Origin of the sequence: Microcoleus sp. Pol17C6 (assembly GCF_036701145.1) — a bacterium.
Taxonomy (GTDB): Bacteria; Cyanobacteriota; Cyanobacteriia; order Cyanobacteriales; family Microcoleaceae; genus Microcoleus.
Window position 1 is genome coordinate 184,893 of sequence record NZ_JAUBQH010000001.1, and the last position, 18,577, is coordinate 203,469.

Consider the following 18,577-nt stretch of genomic DNA (forward strand, 5'->3'; position numbering starts at 1 on the left):
ATTAAGATTGTGAATTCTGCCTAACTTCCTCTACTGATAAACCGAGTGCTTCTGCCACTTGCTCTCTATTCAATCCCATTGCCAACAACCGAGGGATAGCATCCCGCCGCGCTTGGGCTTCTGCACTCAAAGCCTGCTCTGCTAAGGAAGCTCGTTCTGTACCTGTCAGCAGCAAATTGCCCTCGCTATCCCACCACCGCAGCCACAGCATTGTCTGGTTTTGATACCTGCCTTCCCACAGTCCTAATTCTACGCCCATTGGCGCGATCGGATAATGACCGCGATCGTTCGGAAGCAACTGCTGGTAAAACCCATTGTTCAGGTTGTAAACCTCCAGCCTGCCACTATTGATCTGATAGATGCCATAAAACGGAATCCGCATGATCCGCTCATATACCCAAAACTTCCCAGGTCTTTGCGCCGCTCCAACTTCCGAGTACGATAGTGGGGTTGTGTCCCGCTCTTCTGAACCATCTCCTGATGCGAACTCCAAAGCAATCATCGGAGCCATGAATTCCCGCCACAGCACGTAAGAGCGACGAATCTGATTTCCTAATGTTGGTGGCACATTCGGCACGTAGAACCAGTCTGGAGCTTCTGCTCCCTTTTCAAGCGGGTCAGTTTCTCGCCAGTAGATGCCACAGTCTTGCCCTATAGCATATTGCCCATCGGGATGAAGCTCTTGCAACACCGACCCAATCGAATCAGTCAAAATAATACTCTGGGGATGCTCCTGAAAATTCTTCACAAAAGTGCCGTCTTCCTCTGGCAGTTGAGTGTGGTCGGGGAAGGGAGAGGGAAGGACAATTTTTTCGGTTGCCGGGGTCATGCGACCTCTCAAGTATTGCAGCTTACCTGAATATCTTAACTTATCCTGCTTCCGGCACCCTCACCTTATTACCAATCAGGTTCAGAAAACTCGTGCCAAAATGTTGAATCTCCAAAAAATTAGCATAAGCAGGAGTTGATTTGTAAACTCTAAAAGTCCGCATAATTCCCAAAGTCGCGGCACTTTCCAGCGGGCCGATAAAGCTAGTATCCCTATCCAAAAAATGAGACTGCTTAGCCCAGTGTGCCATCTGTTCCGCATTCAAAAAATAGCAGCCGGAATGAGGATTCAACGCTCGCTCAAAAGCGACTGTTTGTTCCATGATTTTTCCCATTAACTGTCGCTGCTCCTCTACATTTTGAAACGGAGAAGTCGCTGAGTCGGCTAAATCACCATCAACATATGCTTTAAAAACCGCGCCTTTAGGCGCTATTTCATAGCGATTAGGTTGCAGCAAATTCCCATTTCCCCCGTGATGCGTAAACCACTTTAATTTACTAAAAAACCACGGGTCGTGCAGAACTAAATCATCTTCCAAATAACAGAAATAATCGTATTTGTTAAGACACGCTCGCAAAACTGCTTGACACTCAAACCCCAAAAGCAGCGGTTCGCATTTGGTAGCGTGGTGCATAAAACATCTGGGCTGCACGGGCAGTTGAGGCAACAGATGATAACCTTGAGTAGTGCAAATAACAATGTCAATTTCGTGCTGTTGAGATTGATTTGCTGGGATAGTTGCACATTCGCTAATGTCAATCATGGACTGAGATTTGCCGTACAAAGCTTGCAGCGCTGTCACGCAAGCGGTTAAAGCATTCAGTCGCGGTTGCGGATCATTTCGCTGGGAAGCGTGTTTGCCCTCGCCGCTGGGATTGTAAAAGTGAGCAATAGTGAATAGAATTCGCATTGGTGTGGAGTAACAATTAGAAATTAAACAATAAAACAGTAAGATCGCACAATAGCCTATAAATCTTACCGCACTTAGTCACCAAATAACTCCGGCAGGCGATCGCGCAACTCAGCATTTAAACGTGGCAACTCGTCTCGCATCTGTAAGTACCAATCTCGGCGCTGCCGGTAGTGCCCGCACAGCAAGCGGTTGTCGCGCACCCATTCGTAAGCATTCGCGGCTATTTCCCGGCGCCGAGGAGTGTCTGAAATCAGCGAATTTAGTTTGGTTTCAAACTCTTTTTCATATCTATAAATCAATCCTGTTTCACCTTCGACAATCGAATGTTCGTACACGGTGGGACTTGCTAGCACCGCTACTCCCCGCGCTGCACATTCAATAAATTTTAAGTCGGATTTCGTTTCGTTAACCGGGTTGGAAACAAGCGGCAGCAAAGCTATATCGCAACTGTACATGATTTCTTGATACCGTTCGTAACTGCAAAAGGGTTCAAATTCTTTTTGCTGTATTTTCAATGATTCAAAAAATTTTCTGTCGTGGATTACTTTAACTCGAATCCGGTGCTTGTGTGCGACTAAAACTCGATTGAGTGCTGCCATAATCGGCTGCCAATCTTTTTCGCGGTTGAGTGCACCAAAAAAGATTGTGACTGTATCTTCTGCCGGATAAATTCGCGGCGGAGGTAGATAAGCTAAGTGATTGGGAAATACAGCCACATTTGGATTGTATTGGCGCAAAATTTTGGCGAGGGGTTCTGTAGAAGTTTGAACGCAGTGACAGCCGCGATAGCTGAGGTAATTATTATCTGCATATTCGCGGCGGCGGATGGGATTGTCATCTATTTCAGCTACTATTAAATAGCCTTGTTGCAGGAGTTCTTTGAGTTGAGGAATGTAGGCAGGATATTGCATGATTGTCCGCTGCCAGATGAAAACTTTTTCTTCTTCCGGCAAAGGGGGAATTAAGCCTGCTGTTTTCACGCCGGATACGGTGCGGACACCGGGAATTGTGGCGCTAAATTTGTCCGGTTCCAAAACTCGCACGCGATCGCACCCTGTAGGAGCCATAATGATAGTCTGAATCAGCAGTCTGCGCGCAGGTACGGTCGATTTGGTCGATCGCACGATATAATGTTCAGCACCTGTTTCCGTAGCAAAACTGCTCGATGTGAGCTCTAAAGCCTTTACCATTGGATGCAGTAATTCCTGAAAGTGGACAAAATTTTCGGTTTTGTGTCCCTTCCCTTGAAATTCGTAAACCTGCAATCCTGCTTGAGCAAATAGTGATTTAATACTTTCTAGGGTAAACCAGTGCTGCATCTTGTTGTCGGGATTCTCCCACTGTCCCCGCAACAGATTGACAATTCGCCGCCAGTATTGAACATTAGGGATTCTGGCGAGAATTTGCCCCTCTGGATTCAGCAAACCACTGTACTGCTTGAGCACTTCCCAAGGGTTTTTGAGATAGGGTAGCAAGTCGCCAAAAATTAAGCAATCGACGGTTCCTGGAGCGATTTCGAGACTTTCGATGGCAATTTCTTCAATATCGGCTACCGTCACCCAGTTTAGCCGATCGACTGCAATTTTAGCTTTTTCTCGATCGCATTCAATGCCAATATACTGACAATGGGGATTGATCAGCTTGTACTGTTCGCCCGTCGAACCCGTACCGCAGCCAATTTCAACAATGACTTTAGCATCCGGCGGTAGCAGCTTCAAGAAGTCGTGGTTGGCGCGATCGATCACTTTGTCTAAAATTCCTGATTAGTTTATCGTAAAATAAAACAGAGCCACCCATGCCGACAGACAACCAGCCGAAGGTTAGCATTGCGATGCCAGTATACAATGGCGATCGCTATCTTTGTCAAGCACTAGATTCTCAGTTGCGAACTTTTTTTCTTTTCTATTTTCGTGGTCTGCGTTAAGAGCGTTTCCTGTAAATCTTATTCACCAATCCTCCAGGATTGCTATATGTTAGCAAATATTCGGCAAAATTATAATTTCTTCTCTACCCTACCCTTTTTTAGCGCAATTGAGCCGATCAATTAATTCTGCTTTTCCTCAAAAAATCCACACTACACTGTGCTAAATACATTAGAAACTATGAACCCTAATCTAGGAATGAACATCGCCGGCTACATCAACGGCGAATTTGGCATAGGAGAAGGTGTCAGAGCAAACATCAGGGCTGCAGAAGCCGCCGGTATTCCGTTCGCCCTAAACAATTTTACCCGCAGTCCTCACCGCAAGAAAGACACCACCTATCAAAATTTTAGCCAAGATAATCCCTATCCCGTAAACTTAATTCAAGTCAACGCAGATGAAGTTGCAACCTTTATCAAACATATAGGTTCCAGTTATTTTGACAAAAAATACAACATCGGCTTTTGGGCCTGGGAACTTCCCGCCTTTCCCCCAGAATGGCAGCCAGCATTTAATCACTTTCACGAAATATGGACTTACAGCAACTATTGCGCCGAAGCAATTGCCGCAGTAGCGCCAATTCCCGTTATCAAAATCATGCCTAGTATTGCTCTCGCCGCACCTTCCCTGAACAGAGAAGCACTGAATTTACCCACAAATAAATTTATTTTCTTGTTTGTATTCGACTTTTCTAGCCGCATCGAGCGCAAAAATACTTTGGCGACAATTCAAGCATTTAAACAAGCTTTTGGGGAAGATAACAGCGTATTATTGGTCATCAAATCTTCTAACTCCAACAAATTTTCAGCGGCGCAAGCATCCTTAAACTCAGCCATAGCAAATAATTCAAATATTAAACATCTAGACGGCTATTTGTCAAAACCTAAAATTAATGGGTTGCTCTACAATTGCGACTGTTACGTATCGCTGCACCGCTGCGAAGGATTCGGATTAACCATGGCTGAAGCCATGTTTTACAGCAAACCCGTAATTGCCACCGGCTATTCATCAAATACAGAATTTATGAATGTCGGCAACAGCTATTTAGTCAAGTATAAGTTAATCCCAATTGAGAAAGATTTCGGACCTTACAAAAAAGGCAATGTTTGGGCCCAAGCGGATGTCGAACACGCTGCTGATTTAATGCGTCATGTCTTCAACAATTACCGGGAAGCTCAGCAAGTTGGAAGAATAGCTGCTGATGAAATTAAGACTTTACTGAATCCGTCAAATGTCGGGAGAAAAATTCAAAACCGTCTCGAATATATTGCCGGAATTACAGATAATTTCAAAAGCTTGGAGGGCGGAATACGGAAAAAGTCCTCTCAGGGGGCGACAGTAAAAAATGCACGACCTTTAGTTAGTATTTGTATTCCTACATACAACGGAGCGGCATTTATTGGCGAAGCGATTCAAAGTGCTTTGACCCAAACTTACCCTAACATAGAGCTGATTATATCCGACGACGGTTCCACAGACGAAACAGTTGCGATCGCCCAATCCTTCCAATCCCAAACCTTAGTCGATTTCCGCATCGTACTGCACCGCAACTACGGCTTATCACAAAACTGGAACTTTTGCATATCCCAAGCAAAAGGTCAATACATCAAGTTTTTGTTTCAAGACGACTTGCTCGCACCAGAATGTATTGAAAAAATGGTCGCCGTCGCCCAACAAAACCCAGAAATAGGTATGGTTTTCTCCCCGCGAGGCATCACCATAGCTGAAAATGAATCTAACCCGATTTTGCGGAAAGCTTCCCAATCAATTAAAGATTTGCATAAAAGTTGGTCTAATTTAAAATCTATTCAGCCAGGAAAAGAATTATTGGCAGATACTAACTGCTTGAGCAACCCCATAAACAAAATTGGCGAACCGAGTACCGTCTTAATTGCCACCAGAGTCTTTGAAGAAATAGGATTATTTGATTCGGGATTATCTCAGTATGTAGACTTAGATATGTGGTGGCGAATCATGGGGAACTATCATATCGGATTTGTAGACGAAAAACTGTCGTCACTGCGGATTCATCCCGAACAACAAACTTGGAAAAACTTCGCGGCTGGGGAAAATCATAAAGATGTAGTCAGATTTTACAAAAAACTACTAAATAGTCCTGATTACAGTTTCCTGGATCAACAAATCCAACAGAAAATCCGCCAAAAGTTGGCATTGAGAACCCAGCCGAGTTTATCGGAATTGTCAGCAATGCTTGAGCAATACAATAAATTCCCCTCAAAACAGCCTCTTCTCGTGCTGCGCCAATACCGCCAACAGCTAGCTGAATATTGGCTGAATTTGCCAGCGAGAAAATTAGAAAATTCTTACTTGAAAGACATGGGCAAAGCTCATAAATTGCTCCTAAATAGCGCCCTAAAAAATGAAATTTTAACTGAGGAAGAACAAAGTTTTGTCCAGCAGTTATCCTCGAAACTTGCTGAAGGAGGGGAAATTGCCGAGAAGATGCAATATCTCCTCGCAGCGATGCTGTACCGCGACGCTTATCAGTTGCCACTTGAGTATAAAAATGCAGCAATTACCCCGTGGTTTTTTGAGGACTTTTTGAAATTTATATTTCAGTCTCCCGGTTATTTTAAACAAAACTGGGAAATTGAAAGGTACTCTGAATATTTCCAGCAGTTAATCAAGTATGTCGCTGCTAATATCGCCAGTTTTCCCGATTCAGAAGTGTGGCGTTATTTGGCGGCTTTTATTGCGAAAACAGTTAGCTTCCAAGCTTTGTATTTGAGCGAAGCAAATCAGCTTAATGTATTGAGTCATCGAGCTGATATTCTGGAATTTTATTTGAAAAATATCGGCTGTCAAATAGAATGGAATTTTCCTCCCAAAGAACCAGAAACAACTAAAATCCGAGTTGGCTTTTTGCTTGATAAAATTAGTGATGAATGCGAGACTCGTGCTGCAATTCCGAGTTTTGGATATTTAGACAGAAGCAAATTTGAAATTATCGTGTACTATTTCCAGGTACAAGACGAGCGACTGGGGAAATATTGCGAAAATTGCGCCGACAAACTGGTGCAACTGTCAGAAGATTTGCCCAATCAAGTCCGAGAAATGCGATCGCACGATTTAGATATTCTGCTAATCTGCACCAATACTACCAACACTTCTCAACCAAGCGCGCTGCTGTGCCTGCACCGACTAGCCCGGGTGCAGATAGCTACCGCTGCATCAACCCCCGCAACCACGGGCGCCCGAAATATCGATTATTTCATGGCCGGAGATTTGACATTGCCCGCAGGTGCAGCAGCAGAGTATCGCGAAAAATTAATTACTTTAAAAGGCTCGGGAGTTTGTTTAAGCTATACTGTAGGATCGGCACCTGCCCGAGTTCAACCGACTCGCAGCAGTTGGGGAGCTACAGACGAATCTGTAGTGTTCATGTCCGGCGCTCAAGCTTTTACAATTATCCCAGAATTGAGAGAAACTTGGGCAAAAATTATTGCGGCGGTACCAAATTCTATTTTAGTTTTGTATCCCTTTCGTTCCCGCAATGAAAACTATCCGACGGTGCCTTTTTACAAACAAATTCGATCGCTCTTTGCCGAATTTGGGGTTGACAAAAAGCGCTTAGTTGTGATTAAAGCGCTGCCATCTCGCGCCGATTACATAAAATGTCTGGAATTGGCTGATATATATTTAGACTCCTATCCATACAGCAGTGCCTGCTATGCTGCAGAAGCGCTGTTGGTGGGGTTGCCTGTAGTGGTAAGAAAAGGGCAAACAACTCGATCGCGACAATCAGCTGCAGTGCTCGAAGAACTGCTAATTCCGGAACTGGTAGCAAACAGCGAGAACTCTTATTTAGAGCTCAGCACAGCACTGGGAACCAACCCAGAACTGCGCCAGCACTACCGCGATCGAATCGAGCACAAAATGGCGGCAAACCCGAAATATCTAGACAGTCGCGCTTGCTCGACCCAACTCGGCACACTCTTTGAAAGACTATTCCGAGAGTGAAGGAAGAAGGAAGTTCAGCAACTAAGCAGTGTACGGGATTTAACGGATGGATGTTGAGGCAAGAAGGAAGATGGCAGAAGTAAAGATTTTCCCACTCTCCCACTCTCGCATCCTGCTACCATTCTGAGACCCGCGGGGAACCCCTCGCTAGGCAGAGCGTCAAGAAATAGACAGCAATAGCGCTAGCCCACTGACGGTCTGCTATCATCGGGGAATCGAGGGGTTAGTGGTTGTCGCTCTTTTCCTGCCACAGCTAAATTAAAAGGGGAAGCGCAAGTCAGTTGGAGATAAAAAAATGACAGGACTTTTTCAAATAGGCGATAAATTACTGCAAGCTCAGGATATGCCATCGCTCCTGAAGCGGTATCAGTTGATGCCGCAATTCTTGCGGGGTGTAATAGTAGACCAAGCGATCGCATCCTTTAGTTGCAGCGACGAAGAACGCCAATCCGCCGTCGAGAACTTTCTGGCACAACACCAACTGACAGCCCCGGAAGCCAAAGAAGCTTGGCTGCGCGGCCAAAATATGACGGAAGAAGAACTTCAAGAGATGGCCGTTAGGCCCTTGCTGATCGAAAAATTTAAGCAAGCCACTTGGAGACCTAAAGTAGATAATTATTTTTTAACCCGCAAAGCCAGCCTAGACCACGTAGTCTATTCCCTGGTACGCACCAAAAATCCAGCACTGGCAAACGAACTTTACTTTCGCATCCTGGAAGGGGAACAAACCTTTGCTGAAGTGGCCCGCGACTATTCCGAAGGGCCCGAGTCCAAGTCAGGCGGCTTGTTGGGCCCAGTACCCCTCAGCCAGCCCCACCCGGCAATCAGCAAACTTTTGTCCGTCAGCCAGCCAAATCAACTCTGGACGCCGCGTCCTCTGGCAGAATGGATGGTAATTATTCGACTAGAAAAGTTCATGCCGGCCCAGCTCGATGAATCAATGCGGCTGCACTTGATTAACGAACTCTTTGAAAGCTGGCTCGCCGAACAGATATCGCAAATAGGCCCGCTACAGCCCCTCTCCTCCGTGTCTTCAATATCATGACAGTCAAGCATTTTGGTCAGGGGCCCCCGGATTTATCCGTGGAGACTTGAAAAAGCGTAGCATCCTGACAAAAACCCCCTGGATTCATCTGTGGATTCAATCTAAAATCTAAAATCTAAAATCTAAAATTGGATGACTTCTTCCGCTGTTTCCCTCTCCCAAATTCAGGATTTCCTAGCTCAAACACCTCCCTTTGACCGACTGTCAGAGACGGCTCTGACAGCCTTGGTGGCTAAATGCCAACTCCTTGGCTACCGGACGGGGCAACCCCTGTTTGAACGGGAAAAAATGCCGACTCAGGTGGCAATTATCTATCAAGGCCAGGCCCGGCTGCTGGGCTTTGACCAGCGCTCGCAGCGCCACGTAAGTTTACGCTTGGTGCAGTCGAAGGAAATCCTGGGCTGGGCTGGCTTGCTCAGGGGAGTTCCCTGCGAAACGGCGATTGCCTCTACAGATGTGATCGCCATCGTCCTACCTGCCGAAGATTTCCTGAGCGTACTGGAAAAACAGCCGACATTTGGAGAAGCCTTTCGCGAACACTGTTCCTTGAGCGAAGTATTTGAACTGTTGAGCCTGGAATTGCAGCGCCAAGCCGACGGCACTTCCAATCTCAAGGAACTCACTCTGCAAGCTTGGCAAGATGCGACAGTTGTCAACGTACCAAACGGCAACAAAAAAACTCAAGACATCGCCAAAGAGCTAGATGCCGATCGAGTTTGGCTCGTCAGCAGCGGCGTCTTGGGCGACTTTCCCACCGGCAGCCGCTTCTCTGTGGAAAACGCAGCCAAATCCTTAAAAGTAGAAGGCCGCCTCGGCGCTCGCTTGGTCGGCTTCCGGGAACCCCCAGAACCTCAAGAAACAGACCCATTAAATGGCACGCCAGATATAGTAGGCCCAGGGCCCACGCCGATCGGTGGAAAACTGATCGAGGTTCTACCGGGCCCAGACCGTCCCCCAGAACCCAAAACCGACCCCCAAACAAAGGATTCGGCGAGATACCCAGTTTTCCGCGCCAAAGGGCAGATTGAGGGCCCGCTTGCTTGCTTCCAAATGTTGAGCAAGTATTTCGGCCTCAAATTTCGTCGAGATATCATCCGCAAAGTTCTAGAAAATCAGTTAAAAACCGCCGGTTCTATCAGTATGCAAGCTTGCGGGGCGATCGCCCAAAGCATCGGCCTCACGCCCCAATTGGCGCAAGTGCCCGCAGAAGCCATCAACCGCATCAAAGCCCCCGTAATGATTAAATGGCAAGATAGCTTTGCCATTATTTACAGCATCACCGAGCAAGAATTGGTGCTCGCCACGCCCGAACAGGGGCTGATGCGGAAGCGGATACCTCAGTTTAAAGAAATCTGGGGAGAATCAGGAGAAGTCCTGCTGCTGCAAGCTCCGCAAGTCGAACAAAAAGAGCAGTTCAGCTTCTGGTGGTTTGTGCCGGCCCTGATGGAACACAAGACAGTGTTTTTTGAGGTGTTGCTCGCCTCGTTTTTTGTACAGTTATTTGGTCTTGCCAACCCATTAATCAGCCAAGTAATTATTGATAAAGTCTTAGGTCAGCGCAGCATTGACACCTTAGATATTTTGGGGGCATTTCTGTTAGGAGTTGCTCTGTTTGAAGGACTGCTCAACGGTTTGCGTACCTTTTTGTTTATAGATACCTCAAACCGCATTGATGTCAAATTGAGTGCGGAGGTAATCGACCACTTACTCCGGCTACCCCAAAATTACTTTGACAATCGGCGTGTGGGAGATTTGGTCTACAAATTCAGCATGATGGGCCAGATTCGGGAATTCATGACGAGTACAGCTCTGACAGTGGTTCTTGATGCGGTATTTTCGGTGGTTTACGTCGCCGTGATGCTCTCCTACAGCGTGCAGCTAACGTTTGTATCTTTGGCAGTGGTACCGATACTGGGGCTGATGATTGTTCTAATCAATCCGCTGGTGCTGCGCCTGATAAAACAAAGAAATATGCGTTTTGCTGACTCTCAATCTTATCTAGTGGAAGTAGTCAGCGGGATTCAAACTGTTAAGGCTCAAAATATTGAATTGAAATCCCGATGGGAGTGGTCGAGCCGCTACGCAAAATACATTACAGCCAGTTTTAAAACAATTATCACGGGAACTACCGCAGGTACGATTAGCGGCTTTTTAAACCAGGTAGGTAACTTAGCTCAGTTGTGGGTGGGAGCTTATTTGGTACTGGGAAATGAGATTACTTTGGGTCAGTTGATTGCTTTCCGAATTATTTCGGGGAACGTGACTGGTTCGCTGCTGCGTTTTGTGAGCGTGTGGCAGAGTTTCCAAGAAGTCTCAATGTCGATCGATATGCTCAAGGATGTGGTCGATACGCCGACGGAAACCAGCGATGAAGACCGGAGCAATATCCCGCTGCCGGCAATTCAAGGGCAGGTTACCTATGAGGAGGTTTCCTTCCGATTTCTCGAAAGTGGCCCTCTGCAACTGGCTAATGTGAATTTGGAATTTCCCGCTGGCAGTTTTGTGGGAATTGTCGGGGGAAGCGGTTCCGGTAAAAGTACGGCGATGAAGCTGTTGCAGCGTCTTTATCCGCCGCTGTCGGGCCGGATTTTTGTTGACGGCTATGACATTTCTAAGGTGGAACTGTACTCGCTTCGCAGCCAACTTGGGGTGGTATTGCAAGATACTTTGCTGTTTAACTGTACTGTTCAGGAAAATATTGCTCTGAGTAATCCCGATGCGAGTACGGATGAGATTGTGCGAGCTGCAAAATTAGCGGTAGCTCACGATTTTATTATGGGCTTGCCTGCTGGGTACAATACGGTGGTGGGAGAGCGGGGTGCGTCGCTTTCTGGGGGTCAAAGGCAGCGTTTGGCGATCGCCCGCACGATTTTGCAAAACCCAAAACTGCTGATTTTGGACGAAGCTACAAGCGCCCTCGACTACCATTCCGAACGCCAAGTTTGCAATAACTTAGCAGAAGCTTTCGCCGGCCGCACGGTGTTTTTCATTACTCACCGCCTGACTACAATCCAAAACGCTGATGTAATTATTATGATGGATCAAGGTTCTGTAGTCGAGCGGGGAACTCATAAAGAATTAATGGCTCTTAAAGGGCGTTACTACTGCCTCTTCCAACAACAAGAGTCATCGAATACCTGATATCTAACAACTCACAACTGATCACTAACGCTTAACAACTGAGAACTAACAAATGGCAATGAAATCGTTAATACTTTCTGAGCAACCAGTCATTCTCGAAAAACCAGCGATTTGGTCGCACTTGTTTTTGTGGATGATCATGCTGATGACCACTTCTGCTTTAGTTTGGGCTTATTTTGCTAGCGTAGAGCAAGCTGTCCCCGCTGTCGGCCAATTGGAGCTCAAAGATGGTGCTAGAGACATCCAAGCACCTGCTACGGGAGCTGTGGTGAGACTTCACGTTGAAAATGGCGATCGTGTGGAAAAGAACCAGCCTCTGCTCACTTTCAACCCCCTTGCACCCAGTGCTGATTTAACATCGATACAGAAAACTAAAGAAGCTCTGGAAAAGGAAAATAAATTTTACGAAGAAGTTGTCAACGGCAAAATTCAAGGCGCTGTTCCTTCTAACCTAGAATCAACAATCAAGGACAGACAGAGCCTCACGGCACAAAATCAAGTGCTGCAAGCTTTGATTGACGAACTGTACCTCAATCGGGGAGCTAGCGGAAATTTTGATGCAGCCCAGCAAGGACTTTATGTTAATTATCGATCGGAATTTCTGTCTCGCGTTGCTGCTGCTCAAGGCCAAGTTCAGGAGTTGGAAAAACAACTGAAGCAAGCTCAGGATGCTGAGAAAGCCGCCGGCGATCAAATGACAGTGGCACAGCAACAATTGGGTTTTGCCCAGAACCAATTAAATTATGCTCAGCAGCAGTTAAGTTCTTCGCAAGAGCAAGTAAAATCAGCCCTGGCTCAGAGAGATTTGGCCCAAGAACAGTTAGCAAAATCCCAACAAGTATTGAAGTCGAATCAAAACATTCTAGGCAGACTCGCTCCCCTGGTAGAGGAAGGAGCCATCGCTGAACTGCAAAAAGAACGTCAAGAACAAGATGTTTTCAGAGGCCAAAGCGAGGTTCTCAAACAGCAAGATCAAATCAAGCAGCGCGAAGGTGAAATCAACTCTCGCAAAGGCGAAATTAACACACGCCTCGGTGAAATCAATACGCGCCGAGGCGAAATTAACGCGCGTCAAGGTGACATCCAAAAAATTAGTGCTGACATACAGCGCCAGCAAGGAGAGCAAGCACGCATTCAGGAGTCCATCGCCCGCGCCCAAGAACAGTTAAAAAACACCAAGGATTCCTGGGCCAAAGAACTTTACAGCAAAATTGCTGAAAACGAGAAACAAATTGCCAGCAGCGATTCTCAGCTAAGCCGCTTCAAAGTGGAAAACCTGAAAAAGCTGTCCGAGGTGAACGCTCAGCTAGAAAAGGCTCAACAAAACCGCGACACTCAAGTTCTGAAAGCTCCGGTATCCGGTGTTATCTTCGATTTGAAACCTTCTAAGAAGGAGAAAGCTAAGCTGGATATAGCGAAAGATCCGATATGCCAATCCATTATTAATTCGGTGGTGAAACCGGGCGAACCGCGCCCAGCACGCTGCGAAGAAGCTTATTACGAAGCGCAGCAAACTGAAAAGCTGCTCAAAGTTTTGGATGACGAAAACGGTCTGGAAGCAGTTGTCTATCTGGAAAACAGCAATGTGGCTCTGGTATTGGATGCTTTGAGACAGAAGCGGGCAAAATTGGAGGCGTATCACGGCAAGCAATTAGACGGAGAAAAGATTGACTGCGAAACAGGTAAAAGTTGCGTTTGTCCAGAGAAGGAAGTTAACAGAGAGAAACTGGGTTTGACGAAATACCAATGCGTGCCTGTGGAAGTGAATGTAGAAGCTTTCCCGGCGATGGAGTTTGGTACTGCTGAGGGTGAAGTGATAGAGATTAGCAGCGATGCTGAGCCTCCTACTGAACTGCGGAAATACTACGCTTTCAAAACCAAAATTAAGCTCAAAAATCAGAAGTTTGTTTTGAACAAGGACAAGGCAAATGAAGTGGAGGTTAACTTGCAGTCGGGAATGTCCGTGAGTTCTAATATCAATATTGGCAAGCGGACTGTTTTGCAGATGTTTATCAACCGATTTACTGGGAAAATGGATACCTTCAAGACTATTAAGTAGGTTGATTTGAGGCTAAGACAATTCCCTACTACACAACCTTTCCTCCCTGCAGAGGATGACTCATTGTAACTGGTTCTCTGGCTCTCTCTGCCAGGGAACCGATGTTCAGAGGCTGTGCCTCGCAAGCTTTGATGAAAATTGGAGCCAGAGCCTCCCGGCGTTACCAGGCAGAGCCTGGTAACAAGTAGAATTAGAGCGACCTACTTAAAAGAAAAGTTGAGCGCAGCTTGGTATAAAATGGTGGCTGCAATCGATCGCACATTGATGAAAAAATTAATCTTATTTACTTTATATCTAATTCCTGTCCTCTTATTAATCGGATTTGTAGCGAATTTTAGCGTTAACGTTCCCGTTGATGACGAGTGGAGGTTAGCTAGCCTTTTTGAAAAAATAGCTGCGAGAAATGTAACTTTTAACGATTTTTGGGCTTTGCACAGCAACCACCGCATACTTTTCCCTAAAATAATTATTGCGGTGCTGGCTTTTGCTTCCCGATGGAATATTAATTATCAGTTGTGTCTCAGCATAGGTTTGGCTGCGATAACTTTTATTGCTATGTACAAGTTATCCTCGATGCCAGTTAAGAAGGTCGCGGATGATTTGTGGCATTTAGCTAATATTTTAACTTGTATTTTGCTTTTCTCTCTAGTTCAGCACGAAAACTGGCTTTGGGGATTTCAATTAGCGTGGTTTTTCGTGAATTTGTGTTTTGTCGCTGCGGTTTATGCGCTGGTTTCAAATCACAAATTATTGCCTAATATTAGAATCTCTATTGCTGCTGTATTCTGCTTTATTGCTAGTTTTTCGCTCGCTCAAGGCCTGCTGTCTTGGTTGGTGGCGATTCCGGCTGTGGTGGCTTTGGAGGGAAATGCAGCGCAGAAACGAAAAAGAGCGATCGCATGGATGCTGCTGTTTGCGACAAGTTGTGCTGTTTACTCAATTGATTATCATCCTAGTCGGAAAGCAAGTATTATTTCATTGTTGAATAAGCCGTTTGTGGTGATTGATTACTTTTTAAGTTTGCTGGGTTCACCAATTGTGCGCTCGCCTGGAATTTCGGCATTTGTTGGATTGGTAATATTTGCGATATTTGTATTTTTTGTAGTTTATTTTGGCAAAAAAATTGTATCAATTTCGGTAGCTTCATCTGTGAGTGCTAAGTCAGAAAATCAACCTCAAATCCAGGCGATTCCTTCGTCCATCGCAATCACAGAGAGGAAGGATATTGCTGAGAAATATCAGGCTTTACCTTGGCTGTTAATAGGTTTTTTTTCGGTTTTATCTTCTTTGTTTATTACGGCTGGGAGGGCTGAATTTGGAGCCATTCACGCGATTGAATCGTCGAGATATACGACTAATTCGATTTTGCTCTTAATTGCTTTGGTTCATCTAGGGCAATTGTTTGTTCGAGGTAATTATCCAGAAACAAAAACAAGCTTAAAGCGTAATTATAAATTTATTTATCGGGGAATTGGAGGGCTGTTAATTGCTACAATTATTGTTAGCTCACAGCAGGCGATCGCCCAATCTAGATCAGCACTTCTTTACAAACAAGGCGCTCAAGATTGTTTGCAGTTAATTAACTATTTGGAACCCTCGGAGTTTTTCAATAATTCGCCGGAAAGCTGTTTGAGGGTGCTGAGCAAAAAAACTTGGCTGGTGAGAGAAGGCGCTGCAATAATCGACCAAATAGGTTGGATTAAGTTCGCGAAAAATATAGAGTTTATTTCTAATACCGAGAAAGTTTACGGCTATTTAGACAAACCTCAAACCAGCGATAAATCCTTGACTGTGAAGCAAAATGATGGTGTCAAGGCTGCGGGTTGGGCGGTTTTGCCAGAAAATTTGAAACAGCCGAACATTGTACTGCTATCTGTCGGAGATAAACAATCTTTTTTTGCTAACGCTTATGTAAATTTGGACAGTCCTGATATAGCTAAGAGTTTAAAATCTGAATTATACAACAATGCAAGGTGGGCTGTTGATGTGTCGGACAAGAATTTGTCGATCGCCCAAACTGAAATTAAAGCTTGGGTGTATAATCCTGTTGACAACCAGTTTGTCCAGTTGCGCGGAGGATGAGGAGTGAAAATTTCTGTGATAATACCAGCTCACAATGAGGAGGGCTGTTTGTACGGTACTGTGCGGGCGATCGCCCAGACGCTCGATTTAGAAGGCATTCCGCACGAAATTTTGATTGTGAATGACAACAGTGTCGATCGAACTCTTGATATTTGCCAGGAGTTGTCAGAGACTTTTCTCACAGTTAGATACATCAACAATCAACCTCCCAACGGTTTCGGATTTGCCGTGCGCCGTGGTTTGGCCGAATTTGACGGAGATGCTGCGGCAATTGTGATGGCGGATGCTTCCGACGATCCCATAGATTTGGTAGCAGGATACCGCAAGTTGCAAGAAGGATATGATTGCGTTTTCGGTTCCCGCTTTATCAAAGGCGGCTTTATAGTTGATTATCCAATTCACAAGTTAGCAATTAACCGCTTAGCAAACTGGTTTGTCAAAAGTATTTTCGGCTTGCGGTACAGCGATGTCACCAATGCTTTTAAAATTTACCGCAGAGAAGTAATTGAAGGCGTACAACCGATTTTGAGTCATCATTTTAATTTGACAGTCGAACTGCCTTTAAAAGCAATCGTTAGGGGTTTTTCCTATACGGTAATTCCTCTGAGGTGGTACAATAGGACGGCTGGTATTTCTAAGCTGAAAATCAAAGAGATGGGCAGTCGATATTTGTTTATTGTCTTATATGTCTGGCTGGAAAAACATCTGTCTCGCGGCGACTACCACCGGACTAGAAAGATAGCAAAGTTAAAAGTGAATGCCTGAAAGAATTTTAATTGTTGGTGGTGCCGGTTTCATCGGCAGTTGTTTGGCAATTGGCCTGAAGAAACTGCACCCAGAATGGCAAATAATTTGTTTAGATAACCTGCGTCGCCGGGGCTCGGAATTGAATCTGCCTCGGCTTAAAAGTTGCGGAATTCAGTTTGTTTACGGGGATATTCGCACCGCGGCAGATTTAGATCCAGTTGCACTCAATGCTGACTGCATTATAGATTGTGCTGCGGAGCCTTCTGTGCTGGCTGGTTTTAGTTCGCCTCAGTACGTTTTGCAGACGAATTTACTCGGCACTGTGAATGTTTTGGAGTTGGCGAGACAAACGGGTGCGAGTTTGCTGTTTTTGTCTACGAGTCGGGTGTATCCGATCGCCAGTGTCAAATCTGTTAAGCTGTTAGAGTTGCCGAATAGGTTTGCGATCGCCCCCGAGCAAACTTTACCCGGTATATCCGAGTTGGGCATATCAGAAGACTTCCCTTTAAAAGGACACCGTTCGCTTTATGGAGCAACTAAATTAGCTTCAGAATTGCTGATTGAGGAGTACAGGGAAGCATACAATGTGCCGGCAATTATTAACCGCTGCGGGTTGATTACCGGGGCTTGGCAAATGGGTAAAGTCGATCAGGGAGTTTGCGGTTTGTGGGTGGCGGCTCACTATTTTCAAAAGTCGCTGAGTTATATCGGTTTTGGTGGCAGCGGCAAGCAGGTTAGGGATTTACTGCACGTTGAAGATTTGTTGAGGTTAGTTAATTATCAGTTAGAAAACTTTTCCAAATTAGATGGTGAAGTTTTTAATGTTGGCGGCGGTTTGAGCAACAGTCTTTCTTTGGTTGAGACAACTGATTTGTGCCAAAAGATTACGGGTAAATCGATTCCGATTCCTCCTGTTTTGGAGGAACGCGCGGGGGATATTCCGATTTTTATTACTGATTCTTCGAGGGTGATGGAGAAAACTGGATGGCAGCCTGTGATTGGGTCGGAAGCGGCTTTGCAGGATATTTATGATTGGATTGCTGCTAATGAGGCGGTTTTAAGTTCGATTTTGTAGGGATTTTTTAACCGCAGATGCAGTCGGATCAACGCGGATAAACGCAGATGTATCGCTCTGCGTGGAGCTGACTGCATCTGCGAGTCATGAGTCTCTACCTCTCGGGTTTTGTTTCGATGCTTTAACAAACATTTGACCTCCCAAAAGTCGCCACAAAAAAGGCAATTTTAAGTAAACTTTTAAAAGCCAGGGCGAGGCAGGTCTGCCTTTTGTCGAAAATGGTAAAAATCTGGGTATAATTAGGTCTATTTCAAAGCCGACGGTTTGTAAAAGTTCTTGCAGCGATAAGTGGGTAATGGGTAATTGATGATCGATAAAATCGTAGTATTCTTTAAAAGAATATTTAAAATTTGGTTGGACAACCAAGAGAGAACCCCCAGGCTTAAGCGCCTCAAAGCAAAATGAAATAATTTGTATGAGTTCTTCCTTATTGCGGAGATGTTCAAAAAAATTAGAGATAAATATCCGGTCAAATTGTTCGCTAAGAGCTGATTTCTCGTCAAAACTTAAAACATCTATGTTCAACACTTTAACATCAGGATGAGCCAATAACTTGGAATCTGGATTGAGATCAATTAAATATTTTTTTTGAGCCACAATTTGATTTATAAACTCGCAGTAACCGCCACCAATATCTAAAACAGTTGATTCGGGAGGAACATACTCTTGTAAAAACTCGTCAATTAAAACTTTCCATAGTGCCACCTTGGCTTGCAGTTGTCGGGAATCAAATCGATTGGCGTACAATTTTTTGAGATATGCGTCGGCTTTCATAGTAAAATA

The 18,577-nt window shown here is 45.2% G+C and carries 11 protein-coding genes; 7 read left to right on the forward strand and 4 right to left on the reverse strand.

Annotated features, from left to right (window positions below):
* Position 1: 1 nt before the first annotated feature.
* From QUA25_RS00865 to QUA25_RS00875, 3 genes are all read right to left on the reverse strand, one after another.
* Positions 2-829 carry a Uma2 family endonuclease gene (locus QUA25_RS00865; protein WP_333034835.1) on the reverse strand — a complete coding sequence of 276 codons (828 nt, stop codon included), beginning with the start codon at positions 827-829 and terminating at the stop codon, positions 2-4.
* 40 nt (positions 830-869) lie between these two features.
* Entirely contained in the window at positions 870-1,739 is an 870-nt protein-coding gene (locus tag QUA25_RS00870) for a calcium-binding protein (RefSeq protein WP_333034836.1), read from the reverse strand.
* 74 nt (positions 1,740-1,813) lie between these two features.
* Positions 1,814-3,487, reverse strand: a complete 1,674-nt coding sequence (locus tag QUA25_RS00875) for a methyltransferase domain-containing protein (RefSeq protein WP_333034838.1) — start codon at positions 3,485-3,487, stop codon at positions 1,814-1,816.
* 357 nt (positions 3,488-3,844) lie between these two features.
* Between QUA25_RS00875 and QUA25_RS00880 the strand changes: the two genes are divergently transcribed.
* The 7 genes from QUA25_RS00880 to QUA25_RS00910 all read left to right on the forward strand — a co-directional run bounded on the left by QUA25_RS00880 (position 3,845) and on the right by QUA25_RS00910 (position 17,794).
* Positions 3,845-7,645, forward strand: coding sequence for a glycosyltransferase (locus tag QUA25_RS00880; protein ID WP_333034839.1), 3,801 nt, complete (start codon positions 3,845-3,847; stop codon positions 7,643-7,645).
* 295 nt (positions 7,646-7,940) lie between these two features.
* Positions 7,941-8,690 (forward strand): peptidylprolyl isomerase, encoded by a 750-nt coding sequence (locus tag QUA25_RS00885; protein ID WP_333034840.1) that lies wholly within the window; start codon positions 7,941-7,943, stop codon positions 8,688-8,690.
* Positions 8,691-8,822: 132 nt separating this feature from the next.
* Positions 8,823-11,831: a peptidase domain-containing ABC transporter gene (locus QUA25_RS00890; protein WP_333034842.1), complete on the forward strand. Its 3,009-nt coding sequence runs from the start codon at positions 8,823-8,825 to the stop codon at positions 11,829-11,831.
* Between the two features lie 58 nt (positions 11,832-11,889).
* Entirely contained in the window at positions 11,890-13,890 is a 2,001-nt protein-coding gene (locus tag QUA25_RS00895) for a chromosome partitioning protein ParA (protein WP_333034843.1), read from the forward strand.
* Between the two features lie 216 nt (positions 13,891-14,106).
* The gene (locus tag QUA25_RS00900; RefSeq protein WP_333034844.1) at positions 14,107-15,972 is read left to right on the forward strand and encodes a hypothetical protein; all 1,866 of its coding nucleotides are present in this window, start codon (positions 14,107-14,109) and stop codon (positions 15,970-15,972) included.
* A 15-nt stretch (positions 15,973-15,987) separates the two neighbouring features.
* Positions 15,988-16,737, forward strand: coding sequence for a glycosyltransferase family 2 protein (locus QUA25_RS00905; protein WP_333034846.1), 750 nt, complete (start codon positions 15,988-15,990; stop codon positions 16,735-16,737).
* Positions 16,730-17,794, forward strand: a complete 1,065-nt coding sequence (locus QUA25_RS00910; protein WP_333034848.1) for an NAD-dependent epimerase/dehydratase family protein — start codon at positions 16,730-16,732, stop codon at positions 17,792-17,794. Before QUA25_RS00905 ends, QUA25_RS00910 begins: the two co-directional genes overlap by 8 nt.
* Positions 17,795-17,878: 84 nt before the next feature.
* On the opposite strand, the gene QUA25_RS00915 is transcribed toward QUA25_RS00910, so the two are convergent.
* The gene (locus tag QUA25_RS00915) at positions 17,879-18,568 is read right to left on the reverse strand and encodes a methyltransferase domain-containing protein (RefSeq protein ID WP_333034850.1); all 690 of its coding nucleotides are present in this window, start codon (positions 18,566-18,568) and stop codon (positions 17,879-17,881) included.
* Positions 18,569-18,577 lie beyond the last annotated feature (9 nt).

Excerpts from the sequence above, each read along its gene's own strand:
- QUA25_RS00890 (WP_333034842.1), top strand. The coding sequence starts at position 8,823 with ATGACTTCTTCCGCTGTTTCCCTCTCCCAAATTCAGGATTTCCTAGCT.
- QUA25_RS00895 (WP_333034843.1), top strand. The coding sequence starts at position 11,890 with ATGAAATCGTTAATACTTTCTGAGCAACCAGTCATTCTCGAAAAACCA.
- QUA25_RS00910 (WP_333034848.1), top strand. The coding sequence starts at position 16,730 with ATGCCTGAAAGAATTTTAATTGTTGGTGGTGCCGGTTTCATCGGCAGT.
- QUA25_RS00870 (WP_333034836.1), bottom strand. The coding sequence starts at position 1,739 with ATGCGAATTCTATTCACTATTGCTCACTTTTACAATCCCAGCGGCGAG.
- QUA25_RS00915 (WP_333034850.1), bottom strand. The coding sequence starts at position 18,568 with ATGAAAGCCGACGCATATCTCAAAAAATTGTACGCCAATCGATTTGAT.
- QUA25_RS00865 (WP_333034835.1), bottom strand. The coding sequence starts at position 829 with ATGACCCCGGCAACCGAAAAAATTGTCCTTCCCTCTCCCTTCCCCGAC.
- QUA25_RS00880 (WP_333034839.1), top strand. The coding sequence starts at position 3,845 with ATGAACCCTAATCTAGGAATGAACATCGCCGGCTACATCAACGGCGAA.
- QUA25_RS00885 (WP_333034840.1), top strand. The coding sequence starts at position 7,941 with ATGACAGGACTTTTTCAAATAGGCGATAAATTACTGCAAGCTCAGGAT.